Here is a 20507-nt window from a genome sequence, read left to right as displayed (position 1 = left end):
CCAGGGCGTGACGCTTACTCCGCGTCGGCCGCGACCGACTCCTTCGGCTCGCCCGTCGGGGTGAGCCCGCGCTCCTGGCGCTTCTTCGAGACGACCAGCGAGGCGGTCGTCGCGACCGCGATGGTCAGCATGATGAAGCCCAGCGAGAACCAGATCGGGATCTCGGGCGCCCACTCGATGTGCTCGCCGCCGTTGATGAACGGCAGCTCGTTGACGTGCATGGCGTGGAAGACGAGCTTCACACCGATGAAGCCGAGGATGACCGCCAGGCCCTGGCCCAGGTAGATCAGACGCTCCAGCAGGCCGGCGATCAGGAAGTACAGCTGGCGCAGCCCGAGCAGCGAGAACGCGTTCGCGGTGAACACGATGAAGGCGTCCTGGGTGAGCCCGAAGATCGCGGGGATCGAATCGAGCGCGAAGAGGACGTCGGTCAGACCGATCGCGACCATGACGAGCAGCATCGGGGTGAACAGGCGCCTGCCGTCGACCTTGGTGGTCAGGCGGTCGCCGTCGTAGTGGTCCGAGGTCGGGATGATGCGCTTGAGGATGCGGATCAGGCGCGAGTCGCCCTCGTCGCCGCCGTGGTCGTTGCCGCTGCGGGCCTGCGACCAGGCGAGCCAGAACAGCAGCGCGCCGAACAGGTAGAACACCCACGAGAAGTTCTCGATGATCGTGACACCGAGGGCGATGAAGATGCCGCGCGCGACCAGGGCGATCGCGACACCGACCAGCAGGACCTTCTGCTGGAACTCCTTCGGCACCGCGAAGCTCGTCATGATGATGAGGAAGACGAACAGGTTGTCGACCGACAGTGCCTTCTCGGTCAGCCACCCGGCGAAGTACTCACCGCCGGCCTGTCCGCCGCCGAAGACCAGGATGCCGAACCCGAACAGGATCGCGAGCCCGATGTAGAACACGGACCAGAACGCGGATTCGCGGATGTGCGGCACGTGCGGGGTGCGCACGTGCGAGTAGAAGTCGAACACCAGCAGGGCGAGGATGCCTGCGATGGTGAGGAGCCAGACGAAGAGTGGGACGTCCACGGTTTCCTTCAGGTAGGGCGTGCCGCTGGTGTGCGGGTACGCCGAGGCCTGAAGGTCTCTTCCGCCGCACGGCACCGGAACCGGTACTGCACGACCGGCGCCCCGGGTCCGGATCGTTCCGGGCCGTACTGACGGGGTCACCGAGAGGGAATACTCCCCTTCGTGAGACCGAGCATACCGGGCACAGCGGACATGCGCCGCGCTCTAAGCTGGGAGCATGGCGAGTTCCTGGTCACTGTCCACACGGCTGCGCGGCCTCTTCCAGCGCAAGACGATCGACGAGACCACGTGGGAGGACCTCGAGACCGCGCTCATCGGCGCCGACTTCGGCCCGGACATCTCCGAGGCGATCATCGAGGACCTGCACGCGCGCGTCGACCGCTACGGCACGACCGACCCGGCCGACCTGCAGCGCATGCTGCGCGAGGTGCTCGAGGAACGGCTGTCGAAGCTCGACACCACGCTCAAGCTCAGCGCCCGACCGGCCGTCGTGCTCGTCGTCGGCGTGAACGGCGTCGGCAAGACCACGACGATCGGCAAGTTCGCCAAGTTCCTGAAGACCTACGACCGCACGGTCCTCGTCGGTGCGGCCGACACCTTCCGCGCCGCGGCGGTCGAGCAGGTCGCCACCTGGGCCGAGCGCGCCGGTGTCGACGTCGTCCGCCCCTCGCAGCCCGGGCAGGACCCGGCCTCGGTGGCGTACCAGACCGTCGAGAAGGCGATCCGCGACAACACCGAGATCGTGGTCATCGACACCGCCGGCCGCCTGCACACGAAGGCGGGCCTGATGGACGAGCTCACGAAGATCAAGCGCGTCGTCGAGAAGCAGACCGAGATCAGCGAGGTGCTGCTCGTCCTCGACGCCACGACCGGGCAGAACGGCCTGGCCCAGGCGCAGGCGTTCATCGAGGGCGCCGGGGTCACGGGCCTCGTCATCACCAAGCTCGACGGCTCCGCGAAGGCCGGGTTCGTCCTCAGCGTGCAGGAGAAGACGGGCATCCCGATCAAGCTCATCGGGCAGGGCGAGGGCATCAACGACCTGACCGGTTTCACCCCGCACGTGTTCGTGCAGAACCTCGTCGGCTGATTCCGGGTACTGTCTCCGCAGTACAGGGATCGTCCAGGTACACCGGAAGGAGCCCCTCAATGCCAGCACTCCTGATCATCGCGATCATCGTCGGCCTCGTCCTGCTCTTCAGCGGCATCTTCGTCGGTGCGCTGAAGTTCCTGCTGTGGGTCGGGATCGTCCTCATCATCCTGGCCGTCATCGGCTGGCTCCTCAGGAGCATCCGCGGGCGCGCATAGCGCACCGGACGCCCTGAACGGGCGGATGAACGGACGGGAGGCACGGTGCCAGCTGGCACTGTGCCTCCCGTCTGTCCGTGGTCGCGACCAGTGCCGCGAACGCGACAGATTGCCGCGAACGGTCAGCGGAGATCTGTCGCTTTCGCGAAGGGGTCAGCGGCTTCAGACCGCCTGGCGACCCGGTGCCGCGTCCAGCAGGTGCGACAGGTGCTCGGGAACCGAGCCGCCGCGCGCGACCGTGGCCCGTGCCCACAGGCGTCCGGCGCGGTACGAGGACCGGACGAGCGGGCCGGCGAGCACTCCCGCGAAGCCCATCTGCTCGGCGACCTCACGCAGGGCGACGAACTCCGCAGGGCTGACCCAGCGCGCCACCGGCAGGTGCCTCGGCGACGGGCGGAGGTACTGGGTGAGCGTGATGATGTCCGTGCCGGCGTCGTAGAGGCGCTGCAGGGCGTCCTCGATCTCGATGCGCTCCTCGCCCATGCCGAGGATGAGGTTCGACTTCGTGACGAGTCCGGCGTCGCGGCCCTGCGTGATGACGTCGAGGGATCGTTCGAACGTGAACGCCGGCCGGATGCGCTTGAAGATCCGCGGCACGGTCTCGACGTTGTGGGCGAAGACCTCGGGGCGGGCGTCGAACACCTGGCCGAGCTGGTCCGGGCGACCGTTGAAGTCCGGCACCAGGATCTCGACGCCGGTGCCGGGGGAGTGCTCGTGGATCTGGCGGATGGTCTCGGCGTAGAGCCAGGCGCCCCCGTCGGGCAGGTCGTCGCGAGCGACGCCGGTCACGGTGGCGTACTTCAGGCCCATCGACACGACCGAGTCGGCGACCCGACGGGGCTCGTCGCGGTCGAGCGGCTCGGGCTTGCCGGTGTCGATCTGGCAGAAGTCGCACCGGCGGGTGCACTGCGAGCCGCCGATGAGGAAGGTGGCCTCGCGGTCCTCCCAGCACTCGAAGATGTTCGGGCAGCCGGCCTCCTGGCAGACGGTGTGCAGCTGCTTGTCCTTGACCAGGGCGGACAGCTCGCGGAACTCCGGGCCCTGGGTGGCGCGGGTCTTGATCCACCCGGGCTTCGTCTCGATCGGGGTCTCGGCGTTGCGGGCCTCGACGCGGAGCATCCGGCGGCCTTCGGGGGCGAGGGTCATACGAGGGTCTCCTGTCGAGCGATGCGCTCGCCGCGGCGCATGCCGTCGACGGCGTCCTGGGTGCGGCGTGCGACCGCGGGGGCGAGTTCGTCGACGGTGACCGGTCGGCCCGCGGCGGCGCTCAGGGTGGTGACGCCGGCGTCGGCGATGCCGCACGGCACGATCGCGGCGTAGGCGTCGAGAGTGTTCGTGCAGTTGATCGCGATGCCGTGGGTCGTGACCCCGTCGGCGACGTGCAGGCCGATGGCGCCGACCTTGGCGGGTGGAGTACGGTCCGCTCCGCGGACCCAGGCGCCGCTCCGGCCGTCGACCCGCTCGGCGTGCACCCCCACGGAGGCCGCAGCGTCGATGATGACCTGCTCGAGGTCGCGCACCCACGCGACGACGTCGATCGGTGCGACCAGTCGGACGATCGGGTAGGCCACGAGCTGCCCGGGGCCGTGCCAGGTGATGCGCCCGCCGCGGTCCACGTCGACCACCGGGGCACCGTTCGTCGGCAGGTCGGACGGCTCGGTGCGGCGGCCGGCGGTGTACACGGACGGATGCTCACACAGCACGAGGGCCCCGGGGGAGCGGCCGGCGACGACGTCGGCGTGGAGGTCCCGCTGCAGAGCGATTCCCTCGGCGTAGTCGAGCAGCCCGGCAGGCCGCACGATCTCGAGTTCCGGCATGTGAGGGAGCCTACGACGGTTTCTGGACGGAGTACAACAACACGGACGACCTTGACCTGAACCGTGGTTGAGGGCTTCGGATGGCGGACATGGACATCCGCCAGGCACAGCTCGCCACCCGCTCGCTCGACGTGCCGGGATCGCGACGGTGCTGGTCGACGCCGACGGCCGTGACGAGTTCGAGGGCCCGCCGCACGGGAACTCGCGATCGGTGTACTTCGAGGGTCCGGGCCAGCAGCTGCTCGAGCTGATCGAGCGGCGGGACCTCGCCGCGTCCGCGCCCGCGGCGCCAGCGTCTGCACCCGCATCCGCCGCACCCGCACCCGCGTCCGCGTCCGCCGTTCCGCTCGTCTCGGTCAGCGAGGTCGGCATCGCCGTGCCCGACGTCCTCGGTGCCGTCGAGACGCTGCGCCGCGCCGGACTGAAGCCCTACGCCAACCCACCAGGCGAGGGCTTCGCCGCGGTCGGCGACGTCGACGGCCTCGTCATCCTGGTGTCGCCGAAGCGGCGCTGGTTCCCGACCGCTGACCGCCTGCCGTCGACCGCGCCGGTGCTCCTCGACGTCGGGCTGGACACCCCGGTCGAGCTCGCGCCCGGCGTGCTGCTGCGCTGACCGACCGGGACCCGCGCTCCGAGCCTTGTAGAATCGACGGATCATGGCGCAATTCGGTTCACTCTCCGATCGGCTGACCGAGACCTTCCGCAATCTGCGGAGCAAGGGTCGGCTGACTCCGTCCGACGTCGACGGCACCGTCCGCGAGATCCGGCGGGCGCTCCTCGACGCCGACGTCGCGCTCGAGGTCGTCAAGGCGTTCACCGCAGCAGTGCGCGAACGCGCCCTCTCCGACGAGGTCAACCGCGCGCTGAACCCGGCGCAGCAGGTCGTCCAGATCGTCAACGAGGAACTCGTCGGCATCCTGGGCGGTCAGCAGCGACGTCTCGAGTTCGCGAAGAAGCCGCCGACGGTCATCATGCTCGCGGGTCTGCAGGGTGCCGGTAAGACCACCCTCGCCGGCAAGCTCGGCAAGTGGCTCAAGAAGGACGGCCACACCCCGATGCTCGTCGCGGCGGACCTCCAGCGTCCGAACGCCGTCCAGCAGCTGCAGGTCGTCGGTGAACAGGCCGGCGTGCACGTCTTCGCACCGGAGCCCGGCAACGGCGTCGGCGACCCGGTCAAGGTCGCCAAGAACGCCATCAAGGCCGCCGTCGACCAGCAGTACGACACCGTCATCGTCGACACCGCCGGTCGTCTCGGTGTCGACGCCGAGCTGATGAAGCAGGCCGCGAACATCCGCAAGGCCGTCGACCCCGACGAGGTCCTGTTCGTCATCGACGCGATGATCGGTCAGGACGCCGTCGTCACGGCCCGCGCGTTCCAGGAAGGCGTCGACTTCACCGGTGTCGTCCTGTCGAAGCTCGACGGCGACGCCCGCGGTGGTGCGGCCCTGTCGGTGGCCAGTGTCACCGGCCGTCCGATCATGTTCGCGTCCACCGGCGAGGGCCTCGACGACTTCGAGCCGTTCCACCCGGACCGCATGGCGAGCCGCATCCTCGACCTCGGCGACATCATGTCGCTCATCGAGCAGGCCCAGTCGGCGTTCGACGAAGAAGAAGCCCGTGCGGTCGCCGAGAAGATCGCGTCCGACTCGTTCACGCTGAACGACTTCCTGCAGCAGATGCAGCAGCTCCGCAAGGCCGGCTCGATCAAGGGCATGCTCGGCATGCTCCCGGGTGCCAAGGGCATGCGCGAGGCGCTCGACAACTTCGACGAGCGCGAGATCGTCCGTACCGAAGCGATCATCCAGTCGATGACGCCGAAGGAGCGCGAACTGCCGAAGCTCCTGAACGGCTCGCGTCGTCTGCGGATCGCCAAGGGTGCCGGCTCCACGGTCACCGAGGTCAACGCCCTCGTGAACCGCTTCGAGCAGGCCGCCAAGATGATGAAGACGGTCGCCCGCGGTGGTGTGCCGCAGATGCCGGGCATGGGTCCGATCCCGGGCATGCACGGCGGCAAGAAGCAGCAGCAGGGCGGCAAGAAGAAGTCGAAGGTCGGCAACCCGGCCAAGCGCGCAGCGATCGCCGCCGGTGCGGCCGCTGCTCCGCAGCAGGCGCCGAAGGGCTCCGGCCTCGGCCTCGGCGGGGCCGCCAAGGGCGGCAAGGCGCCGACCGAGGAAGAGCTCGCGAGTCTGCAGAAGTTCCTGGGGCGCTAGTCCTTCCCATCGCACGCGCGGTGGAAAACGGAATCGGGCGTACCTGGTCGAAAGAACCGACCAGGTACGCCCGATTCGATCAGGTACGCGGCGAGGCCTCGAGGTCAGAGTGACTCGCGGAACTCCGTCACCAGGTGGCGGACGACCTCGCGCAGGTCCCCGCCGTGCTCCTGCGCGACCCGGAGCTGCCGCTGGTACGACGCCCCGTTCGCGATCATCGTGTCCAGGTGGTGCAACTCCTGCTGGCAACCGAGCCGCTCGGCCACCGGGTCGAGCCGCTGCACCAGGTCGTGCACCTCGTCGGTCACGAGCCGCTCGTCGCCGGCGGCGTTCGTGATGATCTCGGCCTCCATGCCGTAACGGGCGGCGCGCCACTTGTTCTCGCGGATGAACCAGGGCTGCATCGTCGGCAGGGTCTCACCGGCGTCGAGCCGGTCGGACATCGTGGTGACCAGGCACTGCACGAGTGCCGTCACGGCACCGACCTCGTGCAGGGTCGAGATGCCGTCCGACACCCGGTTCTCGAGCGTGCCCCACTTCGGCGACGGGCGGATGTCCCAGCGCAGGTCCTTCACGCTGTCGATGACGCCGGTGTGGGTGAGGTCACTCACCACCTCTTCGAAGTTCGCCCAGGCCCCGAGCGCCGGCGGCAGTCCACCGGTGGGGAGTTGCTGGAACATCAGCGCGCGGTTCGAGGCGTAGCCGGTGTCGATGCCGGCCCAGAACGGGCTGGACGCCGTGAAGGCCTGCAGGTGCGGGACGTACGCGAGCATCGCGCCGAGGATCGGCAGGGCCTTGTCGCGGTCGTCGATGCCGACGTGCACGTGGACGCCCCAGATGAGCATCTGCCGCCCCCACCAGCGCGTCCGGTCGATGAGGGTCGTGTAGTGCTCGCTGTCCGGGGTGATCTCCTGCTGGTCCCACACCGCGAACGGATGCGTCCCGGAGCACATGACCTGGGCGTCGAGCGGCTCGGCGGCGTCGATGACCTCGCCGATGATGCCCGACAGCTCGCTCGTGGCGTCGCCGACCCGGGAGTGCACGCTGGAGACGACCTCGACGGTGTTCGTCAGGAGTTCCTCGGTCACCCGCTCGCGGTCGCCGATCCGTTCGTGCACGGCCGCGATGACGGCAGGGGCACGGGGCGTGAGGTCGCCGGTCGACAGGTCGACCAGCGGGAGTTCCCACTCGACGCCGATGGTCGACGGAGGGGACTCGGTGAAGCGGATGTCCATGCTGTACATCCTGCCCGGAAGGTTGTCGGACACGCACAACGAAGCACCGTTCGGGTCGTGCGGATCCGATTCACAGTAGTTCCACACCGGGCGTACTTTGGAAGGGATCACCCAGGAAGAGGTACACATGCAGTTGGTCGTGCGCGGCACGTCCGCACCACTCGTCGGGGAGCTCGACGTCCCGGTCTCGAAGTACCACGCGCACCGCGCCCTGGTGCTCGCGTCGCTGGCGAAGGGCACGAGCATCGTCTCCGGCATCAGCGCCACCCGCCAGGTCGAGTGGACCGTCGGCACGCTCCGTGCCCTCGGCGTCGACGTCAAGCGTCGCGGGAACGAGTACCACGTCACCGGGCTCGGCGGCCGGTACGAGGCCACCGACGTCGTCGACCACGGGTCCCGCGGCGCCGACGGCATCCTGAACATGGGGTCGTCCGGCACCACGCTCTACTTCATGACGGGTCTGGCGTCACTCGCCGACAAGCCGATGACGCTCGCGGGCATGAAGTACTTCCAGCGGCGGCCCATCAAGGCGCTGCTGACGTCGCTGACCCAGATGGGCATCGAGCTCGAGGCGACGAACGACTGCCCGCCCGTCACCGTGCAGCCGAAGCGCCCCCGCGGCGGCGACGTCACGATCGCCGGCACCCTGTCGCAGTGGGTCTCCGGCCTGCTGCTGGTGGCCCCGTTCGCCGAGCAGGAGACCCGGATCCACATCACCGGCGGCCGGCTGAACGAGCAGCCCTACGTCGAGCTCACCGTGCGCATGATGCGGCAGTTCGGGCTGACCGTCGAGGTCTCCGACGACTGGCTCGAGTACCGGATCCCGGCGAACCAGCAGGCCTCTCCGCACGACTACGTCATCCCGCCGGACATCGGTTCCGCCGCGTTCGGCATCGCCGCTGCGGGCATCCGCGAGTCGAACCTGCTCCTGCGCGGCATGACGGCCTTCACCACCGCCGAGACCGACCACCCGGAGAGCGAGTTCCTCGACCTCGCGACGGCGATGGGCGTCCCGATGCGGATCGACGAGGAGACCGGGTTCGTGCGCATCGAGCACGACGGCTCCCCGCTCCGACCGCTCGACATCGACTGCCAGCCGATCCCCGACCTGCTGCCGGTCCTGTCGACGATGGCCACCTTCGCCGAGGGCACCACCCGGCTCTGGAACGTCGCGCACATCCGGTTGAAGGAGTCCGACCGCGTCGCGGCGATGCTGCAGCTCAACCGCATGGGTGGTCGGGCCGAGCAGGGTGCCGACGAGCTCCGCGTCACCGGTGTCGGCGCCGAGGGACTGCACGGCGCGCAGATGTCGTCGTTCAACGACCACCGCGTGCTCATGTCGCTCGCCGTCGCCGCCTCGAAGGCGCGCGGCACCTCGGGGCTGACCTACCCGCGGGCCTACCGGATCTCGTACCCGACGTTCCTCGAGGCGATGAACTCCGTCGGCCTCGACATGGAGGTCGGCGACGCCCTCGCCGCGCAGATCGCCCGCGACGACCGGGCCGACGCGGCCGAGGCCGCCGAGATGGCCGATGCACGCACCGACCTCGGCGAGCGCACCGATGGCGAACACGCCGACGGCGAGCGCACCGACCTCGGCGAGCAGCAGCCGGTCGCGCCCACGAGCCCGGAACCGCCCGCGCTCGCCGGCATCGACGCCGACCCCCTGGTGCTGAGCGAGAAGGTCCGTGCGCTCGCCACCAGTGACCCCGACGGCCTCGCCGTCATCGAGGTCGGGGGAGCAGCCCCCGTGAACACCACGTGGCGCGAGCTGCAGGACGAGGCCGACAAGGTCTCCGCGCTCCTGCTCGAACTTGGGGTCCGCACGGGCGAGTCGGTCGCCATGCAGCTGCCGAACTGGCGCGAGTTCGTGTCCATCACGCTCGGGGCGATCCAGATCGGCGCCGTCGCGACGCCGATCATGCCGGTGTTCGGCCCGCGCGAGACGACGATGACGCTCGCCCGGTCGCGTGCGCGGGTGGTGTTCCTGCCGAACGTCTTCCGCAAGCGCCGTCCGGCGCTCGAGCTCCTCGACGTCATCGACGAGGCGAAGGCCCAGCAGCGCCGGCTGTCGGTCGAGCACGTCATCGTGCTCCGGTCCGAGGCGCGCGGGCAGGTCGACGCCCCGACGAACCAGCCGCCGCTGCCCGCCGACGCCCTGGACCGGGTGGCGGCGAGCGACTGGCACTGGCGGTACTTCGACAACGCGCTCGACGCGGTGCACGTGGACGTCGACGAGATCACGTCGCGTGCGCCGGGCCCCGACGACGTCTGCCAGCTGCTGTTCACGAGCGGTACGACGGGGGAGCCGAAGGGCGTGCAGCACCCCCACCGCACCCTCGGTCTGGCCACGGCGATGCACGTCGCGCAGTCCGGCCTGACGAGCGCGGACCGGATCTACATCCCGTCGCCGCTCGCACACCAGACGGGGTTCCTGTACGGCATGCTGCTGGCGTTCCGGCTCGGTGCGCCGCAGGTCATCCAGCCCGTGTGGGACGGCACGGTCGCGCTCGAGCAGGCGTTCGGCGTCGCGAAGGCGTCGTTCGTGCAGTGCGCGACCCCGTTCCTGACCGACCTCGTCGACCTGGTCGAGGCCGGTGCCGCCCAGCCCGAGTCGCTGCGGATCTTCGTGCCGACCGGTGCCGCCGTGCCGCGGGCGCTCGCCCAGCGGGCCGCGACGGTGCTCGGCACGGCGATCCTCGGCGCGTTCGGCACGAGCGAGACCTGCCTCGGCGCCCTGTCCAGTCCGAGCGACGACCCGGCTGCCGCGTACGGGCACGACGGCCGTGCGTTGCCGGGCATCCGCATCCGGATCGTCGACGACGAGGGCCACGAGCTGCCCGCCGACACCGAGGGCGACTTCGAGCTGCACTCGCCGACCATGTTCGACGGGTACCTCGACCGCCAGGACCTGACCGACGACGTCTTCACCGAGGACGGCTGGTACCGGACCGGCGACCTGGCGAAGGTCGACGCGAACGGCTTCCTGTCGATCACCGGTCGGGTCAAGGACGTCATCAACCGCGGTGGCGAGAAGATCCCGGTCGTCGAGATCGAGAACCTGCTCTACCAGCACCCGCTGGTCACCGACGTGGCGATCGTCGCCATGCCGGACGCCCGACTCGGTGAGCGTGCCTGCGCGTTCGTCGTGCCGGCCGCCGGCGCCGAGCAGCTCGACTTCCGGTCGATGCAGCAGGCACTCGACAAGGCAGGCGTGAGCAAGTACTACTGGCCGGAGCGGCTCGAGTACATCGACGAACTGCCGCGCAACGCGGTCGGCAAGGTCCAGAAGAACATCCTGCGCGAGCAGGCGGCCGCGCTCGTCGCGACGAAGGAGAACGAGACACGATGACGATCGTCGAGCAGACGAGCACCGGCTTCGACGAAGCCGCCTTCCAGCAGCTCAAGGCCGAGGTCACCGAGTGGGTCCGAGGCCGTGGTGAGGAGTGGGCCGAGGAGATCGAGCGCACCGGCCAGGTCGCCCCCGAGCTGTTCCAGGAGCTCAAGGCGAACGGGTGGCTCAGCCTCGCCGCGCCGACCGAGCTCGGCGGACGGGCCATCCCGTTCTCGCGCTACCTGGAGATCATGGAGATCGTGTCGCGTTCGCACGCGTCGATCCGCATGCTCGTGCACGTCATCAACGGGACGTGGCGCGCGATGGCCCCCTACGCGACGCCGGAGCAGATCGAGCAGGTCGTCAAGCCGTCCGTCGCCGGCGACACGCTCGTCGCGTTCACCCTGACCGAGGCCACCGCGGGCACCGGCGCGGACATCCGGACCACCGTCCGCCGCGAGGGCGACACCTACGTGATGAACGGCGAGAAGCACCTCATCACGTTCGGCGTCAAGGCCGACTACTGGCTCATCGCCGCCCGCCTCGAGGGCACCACCGGTCAGGACGGCACGGTCGCGTTCCTCATGCCGAACAGCGGGCTGCAGGGCGCCGAGGTGATCGACGACTCCGACACCATGGGCATCCGCGGAACCGACCACGCGATCCTGCGCTTCACCGACGTGCCCGTGCCGGCCAGTGCGCTGCTCGGCGCCGAGGGCCAGGGGCTCGAGGTCGCGCTCGGCGGCTTCCTGCTGCCGAGCCGTGTGTCCGTCGCGATGAGCGCCGTCGGACTCGCCGAGCGGGCGAACGAGCTCGCCGTCGAGTACGCCAACAAGCGCGAGACCTTCGGCAAGCAGCTCTCCAGCCGCCAGGCGATCCAGTTCTACCTGGCCGAGAACTACGCCGACATCGCCGCCGCCCGCGCCCTGGTGCTCGAGGCCGCACGCGCCTACGAAGAGGACCGCCCCGACGCCGGCACGCTGTCCAGCGCCTCGAAGATGGTCGCCGTCGACATGCTCGCCCGCGTCACCGACAAGGCCCTGCAGGTGCACGGCGGCCAGGGCTACTGGAAGCGCAACGCGATCGAGCGCGTCTACCGCGACGCGCGCGCGCAGCGCTTCGAAGAGGGCACCAACGAGATCCAGAAGCTGGTCGTCGGCCGCGCCGTCGTCACCGGCACGGCCGGGTTCTAGACCACCACCACCCACCGGACGGGAGGCCCGTGGCGGGCCCGCCCCGCGCCTCCCGTCCTTCCCCACGCACGTAGAGGACCGCAGTGACCGACACCACCAACGCACCCATCGCACTGATCACGGGCGCTTCGCGCGGCATCGGCCGCCTGCTCGCGCAGAAGCTCGGCCAGCGCGGCGTCACCGTCGTGGTGACGTACAAGGGCAACGCCGACCTGGCCGAGGAGTCGCTGGCCGACGTCAAGGCCGCCGGCGGCGACGGCATCACCGCGCAGGTCGACATCGAGCAGCCGGAGTCGATCGACGCCCTGTTCGACCTGGTGCGCGACACCTACGGCCGCCTCGACCACTTCGTCGCGAACGCTGCCGCCAGCGCGTTCAAGCCGGTCAAGGAGCTCAAGCTGCACCACCTGGACCGCAGCTACGCCACCAACGCCCGCTCGTTCGTGCTCGGGGCGCAACGCGCTGCCGAGCTGATGGACCGGGGTGGCCGCATCGTCGTCGTGACCTCGTACGGATCGCTCCGCGCCTTCCCGACCTACGCCGCACTCGGTGCCGCCAAGGCGATGAGCGAGTCGTACATGAAGTACATGGCGGTCGAGTTCGGGCCGCGTCAGATCACCGTGAACGCGGTGAACGGCGGCCTCATCGACACCGACTCGCTCGAGTACTTCTACACGAAGGTCCCCGGGCAGGCGCCGATCGACTCCGTGTTCGAGAAGCTCCCGCTGCAGCGCCCCGGCACCGCCGACGACATGGCGGACGCCGTCGACTTCCTGCTGTCGGACAAGGCCGGGTACATCACCGGGCAGGTGCTGTCGGTCGACGGTGGGCTGACCGTGATCGCGCCGCCGTTCTGGGCGGACACGACGTCGCCGCTCCGCGACGCGGTGCTGCCGGCCGACGCCGCGGGCGCGGACACCGCAGAATAGGCGCATGAGCAGCGTCGCTTCCGCCCCCGTCGTGCCGGACTCCCTCCGGACCGTCGCGTCACCCTGGACCCTCGGCCCCCTGCACCTGGCCAACCGGGTGGTGATGGGGTCGATGCACACCGGCCTCGAGGTGCACGACGACGGCGGGGCCGGCATGGCGGCGTTCTACCGCGAACGGGCGGCCGGTGGCGCGGCGTGCATCATCACGGGCGGCATCGCGGTGAACGACGAGGCCCGGGGCGGCCCCGACTTCGCCGTGTTCGGCGTCGGGGGAGCGGACGAGCGGTTCCGTACGGCGGTCGACGCCGTGCACGAGGAGGGCTCCACGATCCTCGCCCAGCTCTTCCACGCCGGTCGCTACGCGCTCGCCGCGGGGATGGTCGACCGGCACGGGGAGCCCCAGCGGGTGGTGGCACCGACGGCCCTGCCGTGGGCGGCTGCCCGCGGCGTGGTACCGACGGCGCTGACCGCCGCCGAGGTCGAGCGCACCATCGAGGACTTCGCCGCCGCGGCCCGGTCCGCACGCGACATCGGGTTCGACGGCGTCGAGATCATGGCGTCCGAGGGGTACCTGATCAACCAGTTCCAGTCGCCGCTGACGAACCTGCGCGACGACGAGTGGGGCGGTGACGCCGTCCGCCGCCGGCGCTTCACGATCGAGGTGGTCCGCGCGGTGCGCACCGCGGTGCCCGGGCTCGCCGTGACGATCCGGCTCTCCGGCGCCGACCTGATGCCCGGGTCCTCGACCGATGACGACGTCGACGCCCTCGTGCACGACCTGCTGCCGCTCGGGCTCGACGGCATCTCGGTGGGGATCGGCTGGCACGAGTCCCGCACCCCGACCGTGCAGGCCGCGGTGCCGCACGGTGCCTGGCTCGACTACGCCGCGCGCATCGCCGGGGTCGTGCGCGCGTCGGCGTACCCCGACGTCCGCGTGATCGCCTCGAACCGGATGACCGACCTGCGCGACGGCGAGACCGTCCTCGCCGGCGGGACCATCGACGCCGTCGCCCTGGCCCGACCGTTCCTCGCCGACCCGGCGCTCGTGAACCGCTCGCTCGCGGGCCGGTTCGCCCTGGTGAACACCTGCATCGGCTGCAACCAGGCGTGCCTCGACCGCTCGATCATCGGCGCGCCGGTCTCCTGCCTGGTCAATCCCCGCGCCGCCCGCGAGGTCGCGTTCCCCGCGCGTCCGACCACCGACCCGAAGCGCGTCGACGTCGTCGGCGGAGGACCGGCCGGCCTCGCCGCCGCGGTCGACGCCGCCCGACGCGGCCACCACGTCACCGTGTGGGAAGCCGCCGACCGGCTCGGCGGCCAGTTCGGCCTCGCCGCCCTCGTCCCCGGCAAGGAGGACTACGCCGCGACGGTCCGGGCCGCCCGCACCGAGCTCGACGAGCGCGGTGCCACCGTGCACCTCGGGCGCCCGGCGACGGCCGCCGACCTCGCCGGTAGCGACGCCGTCGTCCTCGCAGCCGGGGTTGTCCCGCGGGACGTCGACGTCCCCGGCAGCGACCTGCCGCACGTCCTGTCGTACGAGCGGGCACTCCGCGAGGGCGTGCCCGCCGGTACCGTCGCGATCATCGGCGGCGGTGGCATCGGCGTCGACACCGCGGCGTTCCTGACCGAGTCGCCCGACGAGGCCGTCCGGGCCACCGAGTTCGCGGCCCGCTGGGACCTCGACGTCTCCGGTGCACTCGTCGGCGACGTGCCCCAGCGACTGCCCGCTGCGGCACGCACGATCCGGCCGGGCTCCGACGTCACCGTGCTCCGCCGCTCGGGCAAGTTCGGCCAGGGCGTCGGGATCACCTCGCGCTGGGTCGCCATCGGTCGCCTCCGTGACGCCGGGGTGCACATGCTCGGCGGCGTGCAGGAGTACCTGCGCATCGAGCCCGGCGCCCTCTGGATCCGCGACGAGCACGGCGAGGAGCGCGCGATCCCGGCGGACAGCGTCGTGGTCTGCGCCGGGCAGGAACGCGCGATCGAAACCGATGGCGACGTGCCTGGCGGACTCGTGACGGGCCTCCAGGCCGCCGGTGTGCCGTTCGCCGTCGTCGGCGGCGCTCGCGACGCACGGAGCGTGGACGCGGTCCGCGCGACGTCCGAGGCCCTCGAAGCGGTCCGGCGACTCTCGCCGTAGCGCGTCGGCTCGCATCGCGGCCGGGAATCTGTAAGAATGAACGGTCGAATCGCCGCAGCTCGACCCTCTATCCAGCTGTGAGCGATCTCTCTCGAGCTTTCACCGTGTGTGCCCCCACGCCCGCGGTTCCGGTTCAACCACAACGTAAGCAAACAGGAGCAATTGTGGCTGTCAAGATCCGTCTGAAGCGTCTCGGTAAGATCCGTGCGCCCTACTACCGCATCGTCGTCGCCGACTCGCGCACCAAGCGCGATGGTCGTGTCCTCGAGGAGATCGGTCAGTACCACCCGACCGAGGAGCCCTCGGTCATCAAGATCGAGTCCGAGCGTGCGCTCTACTGGCTCGGCGTCGGCGCGCAGCCGACCGAGCAGGTCGCGGCCCTCCTCAAGCTGACCGGCGACTGGGCCAAGTTCAAGGGCGACAAGGACACCGCGTCCAAGGTCAAGGTCGCCGAGCCGAAGCCGGCCTTCCAGGTCGACTCCTCGAAGAAGGCCGTCCTCAAGCCGAAGTCGGAGAAGACGGCTCCCGCCGCCAAGGCCGACGACGCCGAGACCGCCGACGAGACGACCGAGGCGTAGTCCTTGCTCGAATCCGCGCTGACGCACCTCGTCAAGGGGATCGTCGATCACCCTGACGACGTGCGCGTCGCCAGCTCCACCTCCCCGCGGGGCGAGGTCCTCGAGGTGCGCGTGCACCCCGAGGACCTCGGCCGCGTGATCGGACGTGCCGGGCGGACCGCCAAGGCACTCCGCACCCTCGTCTCGGCCCTGGCCGACGGCAAGCGGGTGCGGGTCGACGTGGTCGACACCGATTCCTAGGGAGACGACCCAGCTCCGGGTGGGTCGCATCACGAAGGCACACGGGCTCAAGGGCGGCATCAAGCTCGAGCTCTACACCGACGACCCGGATCGTCGGTTCACCCCCGGTGCCACGTTCACGCTCCAGGTCCCCGACGACTCACCGTGGTCGGGCAAGACCCTCGAGCTGGACGAACTCCGCTGGTACAACGGTCACCCCGTCGCGTTCTTCGCCGGGATCGACGACCGCACCGCGGCCGAGTCCCTGGCGCGCATCATCCTCTGGGTGGAGCAGGACGCCGACGCCGAGACCGGTGAGGACGACGCCTGGTACGATCACCAGCTCGTCGGGCTGAAGGTCCTGCGCGACGGCGTCGAGGTCGGCACCGTCGCCCGCGTGGACCACATGCCGGCGCAGGACCTGCTCGCGATCGACACCCCGTCCAGCGGCGAGGTCCTCGTGCCGTTCGTCGCGGCCATTGTGCCGGCGGTCGACATCGCGGCGGGCACCGTCACGGTCACACCGCCGCAGGGCCTGTTCGAGGACCCCGAGGACACCTCGCGGCCCGAGACGGTCACGGACTAGCTGCCGTGCGGATCGACATCGTCACGATCTTCCCGGAGTTCTTCTCCGTGCTGGACGTGTCCCTGCTCGGCAAGGCCCGGCAGCAGAACATCCTCGACCTGCACGTGCACGACCTGCGCTCGTGGACGACCGACCGGCACCGCACCGTCGACGACACCCCGTACGGCGGCGGCGCCGGCATGGTGATGAAGCCGGAGCCGTGGGCGCAGGCACTGGACGCGCTGCTCCGGCCGGACGGCTCGTCGACCCTGGTGGTCCCGACCCCCGCCGGCACGCCCTTCACGCAGTCCATCGCGCGCTCGCTCGCATCGACGTCCGGCCACCTCGTGTTCGCCTGCGGGCGCTACGAGGGCATCGACGCCCGCGTCTTCGAGTGGGCGGCGTCTCGCTGCTCGGTCGTCGAGCTCTCGCTCGGCGACTACGTGCTGAACGGCGGCGAGGTCGCGGCGATGGCCATGATCGAGGCCGTCGGCCGACTCGTCCCCGGCGTCGTCGGCAACCCCGAGTCCCTGGTCGAGGAGTCCCACGAGGACGGTCTGCTCGAGTACCCCTCGTACACGAAGCCCGCCTCGTGGCGCGGTTTCGACGTCCCCGACGTGCTGCTCAGCGGGCACCACGCGCGGGTCGGTGCCTGGCGGCACGAGCAGCAGGTGGAGCGGACGCGTCGCGTCCGGCCCGACCTGCTGCCCGACGCGTAGCGCCTTCCTGCCCCGGGCCGGTCGCCGGGCTTGCCGGTCGCCGGTTGTCGGTCGCCGGTTGTCGCTTTCGCGAGAGCGACAGTCTGCCGTGGAACATCCGCGGGCAACTGTCGCCGTCGCGCACATGACGGCGGGCGCAGCCGAGATCTGTCGCTTTGGGGTACTGGTCGCGACCCGTGACGGACTGGAGGCGCGGGGCGGGCCTGCACCGTCCTCCCTCGCAGGCTCGGTCGGCGCGGCCCGCGTGACGCTGGCGCGTCACCGCTGAGCGGGCCGCGCCAGTCCGTCAGGCGGTCGGGTCGGCGCGCTGGGCGCGACGCAGGGTCAGGACCTCGGGTCCGGCCTCGGTGACCGCCACCGTGTGCTCGACGTGCGCTGCACGTGAGCCGTCGACGCTCCGGAGTGTCCAGCCGTCGTCGTCCTGGTACAGCTCGTCGGTGCCCTGCATGAGCCACGGCTCGATGGCGACCACCAGGCCGGGCCGGAGCTTCAGGCCGCGGCCCGGACGTCCGTCGTTCGGCACGTGCGGGTCGCCGTGCATGGTCCGACCGACGCCGTGTCCGCCGAACTGCAGGTTGACGCCGTAGCCGGCCTGCTTCGCCACGTGTCCGATCGCGTGCGACACGTCGCCGAGCTTGTTGCCCGGCGCCGCCTGCGCGACACCGGCGGCCAGTGCGCGCTCGACGGTGGCGATGAGTGCCTGGTCCTCGTCGCGGGGCGTCCCGACCTGCACGGACACGGCGGAGTCCGCCACCCAGCCGTCGACGCTCGCCGCGAAGTCGAGGCTGACGAGGTCACCGTCCTGCAGCACGTGGTCGAAGGGCAGACCGTGCAGCGCGGCGTCGTTCACCGAGGTGCAGAGGTTCTTGCCGAACGGCGACCTGCCGAACGAGGGGTGGTAGTCGACGTAGCAGCTCTCGGCGCCCCGGTCGGCGATCATCCGCGCGGCGACGCGGTCGAGCTCGAGCAGGTTCACGCCGACGTCGACGGTGTCGAGCAGCTCGTCGAGGACGTCGGCCACGAACCGACCGGTGACCCGCAGGCCGTCGAGTTCGGTGGGGGTGCGCAGTTCGATCATGGGTCCATCCTCGCTGTTTTGCCCCCGGCGTTCCGTGTGGCAGTATGGATCGCTGTGCCCTGGCTGGACTCTGCCACGGGGGAGTCGCCGACACCGGGCACGCACCACCACTTCATCAGACATCGATCCGCGGCGACCCGTGTGCGTCCGCAGAGAGTAGAACAGCCATGAGCCAGCTCCTCGACAACGTCGACGCAGCATCGCTGCGGACCGACGTCCCGGACTTCCGCGCCGGAGACACCATCAAGGTGCACGTGAACATCGTCGAAGGCACGCGCTCGCGTATCCAGGTCTTCCAGGGTGTCGTCATCGGCCGTCAGGGCCACGGCGTCGGCGAGACCTTCAAGGTCCGCAAGGTGAGCTTCCAGGTCGGCGTCGAGCGCTGGTTCCCGGTGCACTCGCCGATCATCGACCACATCGAGATCGTCACCAAGGGTGACGTTCGTCGCGCGAAGCTCTACTACCTGCGCGAGCTCCGCGGCAAGGCGGCCCGCCGCAAGATCAAGGAGAAGCGCGACGCCTGATCGCCTTCACAGTGAGCGTCCGCGAGCCGGACGCCGCTGCTGGCCCCTCGCCGATGTACGGTTGTGCATCGACGGGGGGCTTTCCCTTTGCGCCCGCTGAACCCGGGCGGACGCGGTGTGAACGAGAGCGGAAATGACGGACACGACAGAGGAATCCGGGCGCAGACCCCGGCCCGAGAAACAGCGCAACGGGATCCTCACATTCCTCCGCGACCTCGTCATCATCTTCATCGCGGCACTGCTCGTGTCGTTCCTGGTCAAGACGTTCCTGATCCGTTCGTTCTACATCCCGTCGGCGTCGATGGAGAACACGCTGCAGATCAACGACCGCGTGATCGTCAACGAACTCGTCCCGGGTGCCGTGGCGCTCAAGCGCGGCGACGTCGTCGTGTTCAAGGACCCGGGCGGATGGCTCGCCGGGTCCGAGGTGCCGAGCGTGACGCCCGACACCCAGCCCGCCAAGGCCATCGACTGGGTGCTGACGCAGATCGGTCTCGGGACCGGCGACAGCGACGACCACCTCATCAAACGCGTGATCGGCCTGCCGGGTGACAAGGTCTCCTGCTGCAACGACCTCGGGCAGATGTCCGTGAACGGCGTCCCCATCAAGGAGCCGTACCTCAAGCTGCCGGCCGGCGCTCCCGCATCGGCGACCGACTTCTCCGTCACCGTGCCGAAGGGCACCATCTGGGTGATGGGCGACAACCGCAACGACTCCAAGGACTCCCGCTACAACGGGGACACCCCGTCGAAGGGGTTCGTGCCGCTGTCCGACGTGACCGGCCGCGCCTTCGTGATCTCCTGGCCGACGAGCCGCTGGACGTGGCTCGACGACCACCCCGAGGTGTTCGCCGGGGTGGAGGAGCGCGACCAGTGACCGCCGTCCGCCCGTCCCTGCGTGTCGAGAAGCGTCTGCTCGGCGCCGGCCGCGTCACGGTCATCGGGATGGACGAGGTCGGCCGTGGCGCGATCGCCGGCCCCGTGGGTGTGGGCGTCGCGGCCGTGACGATCGACGTCGGACGGGTCCCGCAGGGCCTGGCTGACTCGAAGCTCCTGTCGGCTGCCCGCCGGACGGACCTGGTCCCCGTCGTCACACGGTGGGCGCGCACCGCCGTCGGCATGGCGTCCGCCGAGTACGTCGACCGGCAGGGGATCGTCCCGGCGCTCGGTGCCGCGGGCGCGCAGGCACTCGAGTCGCTGGTCGCCGGAGGCCTGTCGCTCGACGGCGCCGTGGTCGTGCTGGACGGGTCCTTCGACTGGCTCACCCGAGCCGTCCCGGCGTCCCTCCGGCCACCCACGGACCCGCTCGAGGTCGTCGTGCAGGTCAAGGCCGACCGCGACTGCGCATCGGTCGCCGCGGCGTCGATCGTGGCGAAGGTCGCACGGGACGCCCTGATGATCGCGGCCCACGACGAGGCGCCCCACTACGCCTGGGCGTCGAACAAGGGCTACGGCTCGACCGCGCACTACGACGCCATCCGCACGGTCGGGGCGCACGCCCTGCACCGGAAGTCGTGGTTGCACCAGGCCTCGAGCGTCTCGCTGGACGGCTTCGACGCGCTCGTCGGCTGACGGCTGCTCCCGCCCGCACCCGTGAGGTTCCGAAATCTCGGCATCT

20 protein-coding genes are annotated in these 20507 nt (G+C 70.3%); 15 read left to right on the top strand and 5 right to left on the bottom strand.

Annotated features, from left to right (window positions below; genetic code table 11):
* Positions 1–14: 14 nt before the first annotated feature.
* Positions 15–1043: a TerC family protein gene (locus ACGH48_RS11935; protein WP_396288769.1), complete on the bottom strand. Its 1029-nt coding sequence runs from the start codon at positions 1041–1043 to the stop codon at positions 15–17.
* Positions 1044–1260: 217 nt separating this feature from the next.
* On the opposite strand from ACGH48_RS11935, the gene ftsY reads away from it, so the two are divergent.
* Together ftsY and ACGH48_RS11925 are read left to right on the top strand one after the other, a co-directional pair.
* Positions 1261–2130: a signal recognition particle-docking protein FtsY gene (gene ftsY / locus ACGH48_RS11930; RefSeq protein WP_222657936.1), complete on the top strand. Its 870-nt coding sequence runs from the start codon at positions 1261–1263 to the stop codon at positions 2128–2130.
* 59 nt (positions 2131–2189) lie between these two features.
* On the top strand, positions 2190–2348 hold the full coding sequence (locus ACGH48_RS11925; RefSeq protein ID WP_139199230.1) for a DUF4175 domain-containing protein: 159 nt from the start codon (positions 2190–2192) through the stop codon (positions 2346–2348).
* Between the two features lie 162 nt (positions 2349–2510).
* On the opposite strand, the gene lipA is transcribed toward ACGH48_RS11925, so the two are convergent.
* Positions 2511–3494 carry a lipoyl synthase gene (gene lipA, locus ACGH48_RS11920; RefSeq protein WP_396288768.1) on the bottom strand — a complete coding sequence of 328 codons (984 nt, stop codon included), beginning with the start codon at positions 3492–3494 and terminating at the stop codon, positions 2511–2513.
* Complete coding sequence (gene lipB / locus ACGH48_RS11915) at positions 3491–4165, bottom strand: lipoyl(octanoyl) transferase LipB (protein WP_396288767.1); 675 nt, start codon at positions 4163–4165, stop codon at positions 3491–3493. The genes lipA and lipB overlap by 4 nt, the downstream gene beginning before the upstream one ends.
* A gap of 148 nt (positions 4166–4313) precedes the next feature.
* On the opposite strand from lipB, the gene ACGH48_RS11910 reads away from it, so the two are divergent.
* Together ACGH48_RS11910 and ffh are read left to right on the top strand one after the other, a co-directional pair.
* Positions 4314–4778 carry a hypothetical protein gene (locus tag ACGH48_RS11910; protein ID WP_396288766.1) on the top strand — a complete coding sequence of 155 codons (465 nt, stop codon included), beginning with the start codon at positions 4314–4316 and terminating at the stop codon, positions 4776–4778.
* 43 nt (positions 4779–4821) lie between these two features.
* Complete coding sequence (gene ffh, locus ACGH48_RS11905) at positions 4822–6375, top strand: signal recognition particle protein (RefSeq protein ID WP_123312281.1); 1554 nt, start codon at positions 4822–4824, stop codon at positions 6373–6375.
* Between the two features lie 104 nt (positions 6376–6479).
* Here the strand turns inward: ffh and ACGH48_RS11900 are convergent, their stop codons facing one another.
* Complete coding sequence (locus ACGH48_RS11900; RefSeq protein WP_185021391.1) at positions 6480–7619, bottom strand: glutamate--cysteine ligase; 1140 nt, start codon at positions 7617–7619, stop codon at positions 6480–6482.
* Between the two features lie 118 nt (positions 7620–7737).
* Here ACGH48_RS11900 and aroA point away from each other — a divergent pair, with 118 nt between their 5' ends.
* The 8 genes from aroA (at position 7738) to trmD (ending at position 17287) form a co-directional block, all read left to right on the top strand.
* Complete coding sequence (gene aroA / locus ACGH48_RS11895; RefSeq protein WP_396288765.1) at positions 7738–10962, top strand: 3-phosphoshikimate 1-carboxyvinyltransferase; 3225 nt, start codon at positions 7738–7740, stop codon at positions 10960–10962.
* A complete protein-coding gene (locus tag ACGH48_RS11890) occupies positions 10959–12137 on the top strand; it encodes an acyl-CoA dehydrogenase family protein (protein ID WP_396288764.1) in 1179 nt (392 codons plus the stop codon). The genes aroA and ACGH48_RS11890 overlap by 4 nt, the downstream gene beginning before the upstream one ends.
* A gap of 83 nt (positions 12138–12220) precedes the next feature.
* On the top strand, positions 12221–13066 hold the full coding sequence (locus ACGH48_RS11885) for an SDR family oxidoreductase (RefSeq protein ID WP_123312285.1): 846 nt from the start codon (positions 12221–12223) through the stop codon (positions 13064–13066).
* A 4-nt stretch (positions 13067–13070) separates the two neighbouring features.
* Positions 13071–15206, top strand: a complete 2136-nt coding sequence (locus ACGH48_RS11880; RefSeq protein WP_396288763.1) for an FAD-dependent oxidoreductase — start codon at positions 13071–13073, stop codon at positions 15204–15206.
* Positions 15207–15370: 164 nt separating this feature from the next.
* On the top strand, positions 15371–15784 hold the full coding sequence (gene rpsP, locus ACGH48_RS11875) for a 30S ribosomal protein S16 (RefSeq protein ID WP_396288762.1): 414 nt from the start codon (positions 15371–15373) through the stop codon (positions 15782–15784).
* Between the two features lie 3 nt (positions 15785–15787).
* Positions 15788–16024 (top strand): RNA-binding protein, encoded by a 237-nt coding sequence (locus ACGH48_RS11870; protein ID WP_111086067.1) that lies wholly within the window; start codon positions 15788–15790, stop codon positions 16022–16024.
* 19 nt (positions 16025–16043) lie between these two features.
* A complete protein-coding gene (rimM, locus tag ACGH48_RS11865) occupies positions 16044–16589 on the top strand; it encodes a ribosome maturation factor RimM (RefSeq protein WP_396288761.1) in 546 nt (181 codons plus the stop codon).
* 5 nt (positions 16590–16594) lie between these two features.
* Complete coding sequence (trmD, locus tag ACGH48_RS11860) at positions 16595–17287, top strand: tRNA (guanosine(37)-N1)-methyltransferase TrmD (RefSeq protein WP_396288760.1); 693 nt, start codon at positions 16595–16597, stop codon at positions 17285–17287.
* 286 nt (positions 17288–17573) lie between these two features.
* Here trmD and map read toward each other — a convergent pair whose 3' ends face one another.
* Positions 17574–18365, bottom strand: coding sequence for a type I methionyl aminopeptidase (gene map / locus ACGH48_RS11855; protein ID WP_396288759.1), 792 nt, complete (start codon positions 18363–18365; stop codon positions 17574–17576).
* 167 nt (positions 18366–18532) lie between these two features.
* Between map and rplS the strand changes: the two genes are divergently transcribed.
* The 3 genes from rplS (at position 18533) to ACGH48_RS11840 (ending at position 20461) form a co-directional block, all read left to right on the top strand.
* Entirely contained in the window at positions 18533–18889 is a 357-nt protein-coding gene (rplS, locus tag ACGH48_RS11850) for a 50S ribosomal protein L19 (RefSeq protein WP_123312290.1), read from the top strand.
* A 133-nt stretch (positions 18890–19022) separates the two neighbouring features.
* Complete coding sequence (lepB, locus tag ACGH48_RS11845) at positions 19023–19766, top strand: signal peptidase I (protein ID WP_123312291.1); 744 nt, start codon at positions 19023–19025, stop codon at positions 19764–19766.
* On the top strand, positions 19763–20461 hold the full coding sequence (locus ACGH48_RS11840; protein ID WP_123312292.1) for a ribonuclease HII: 699 nt from the start codon (positions 19763–19765) through the stop codon (positions 20459–20461). Before lepB ends, ACGH48_RS11840 begins: the two co-directional genes overlap by 4 nt.
* Positions 20462–20507: the final 46 nt, after the last annotated feature.

It is taken from the genome of Curtobacterium pomorum, from assembly GCF_044497295.1.
Lineage (GTDB): Bacteria > Actinomycetota > Actinomycetes > Actinomycetales > Microbacteriaceae > Curtobacterium.
The sequence above is the reverse complement of the archived record's forward strand: the minus strand, read 5'-3'. Positions and strand labels throughout refer to the sequence as shown.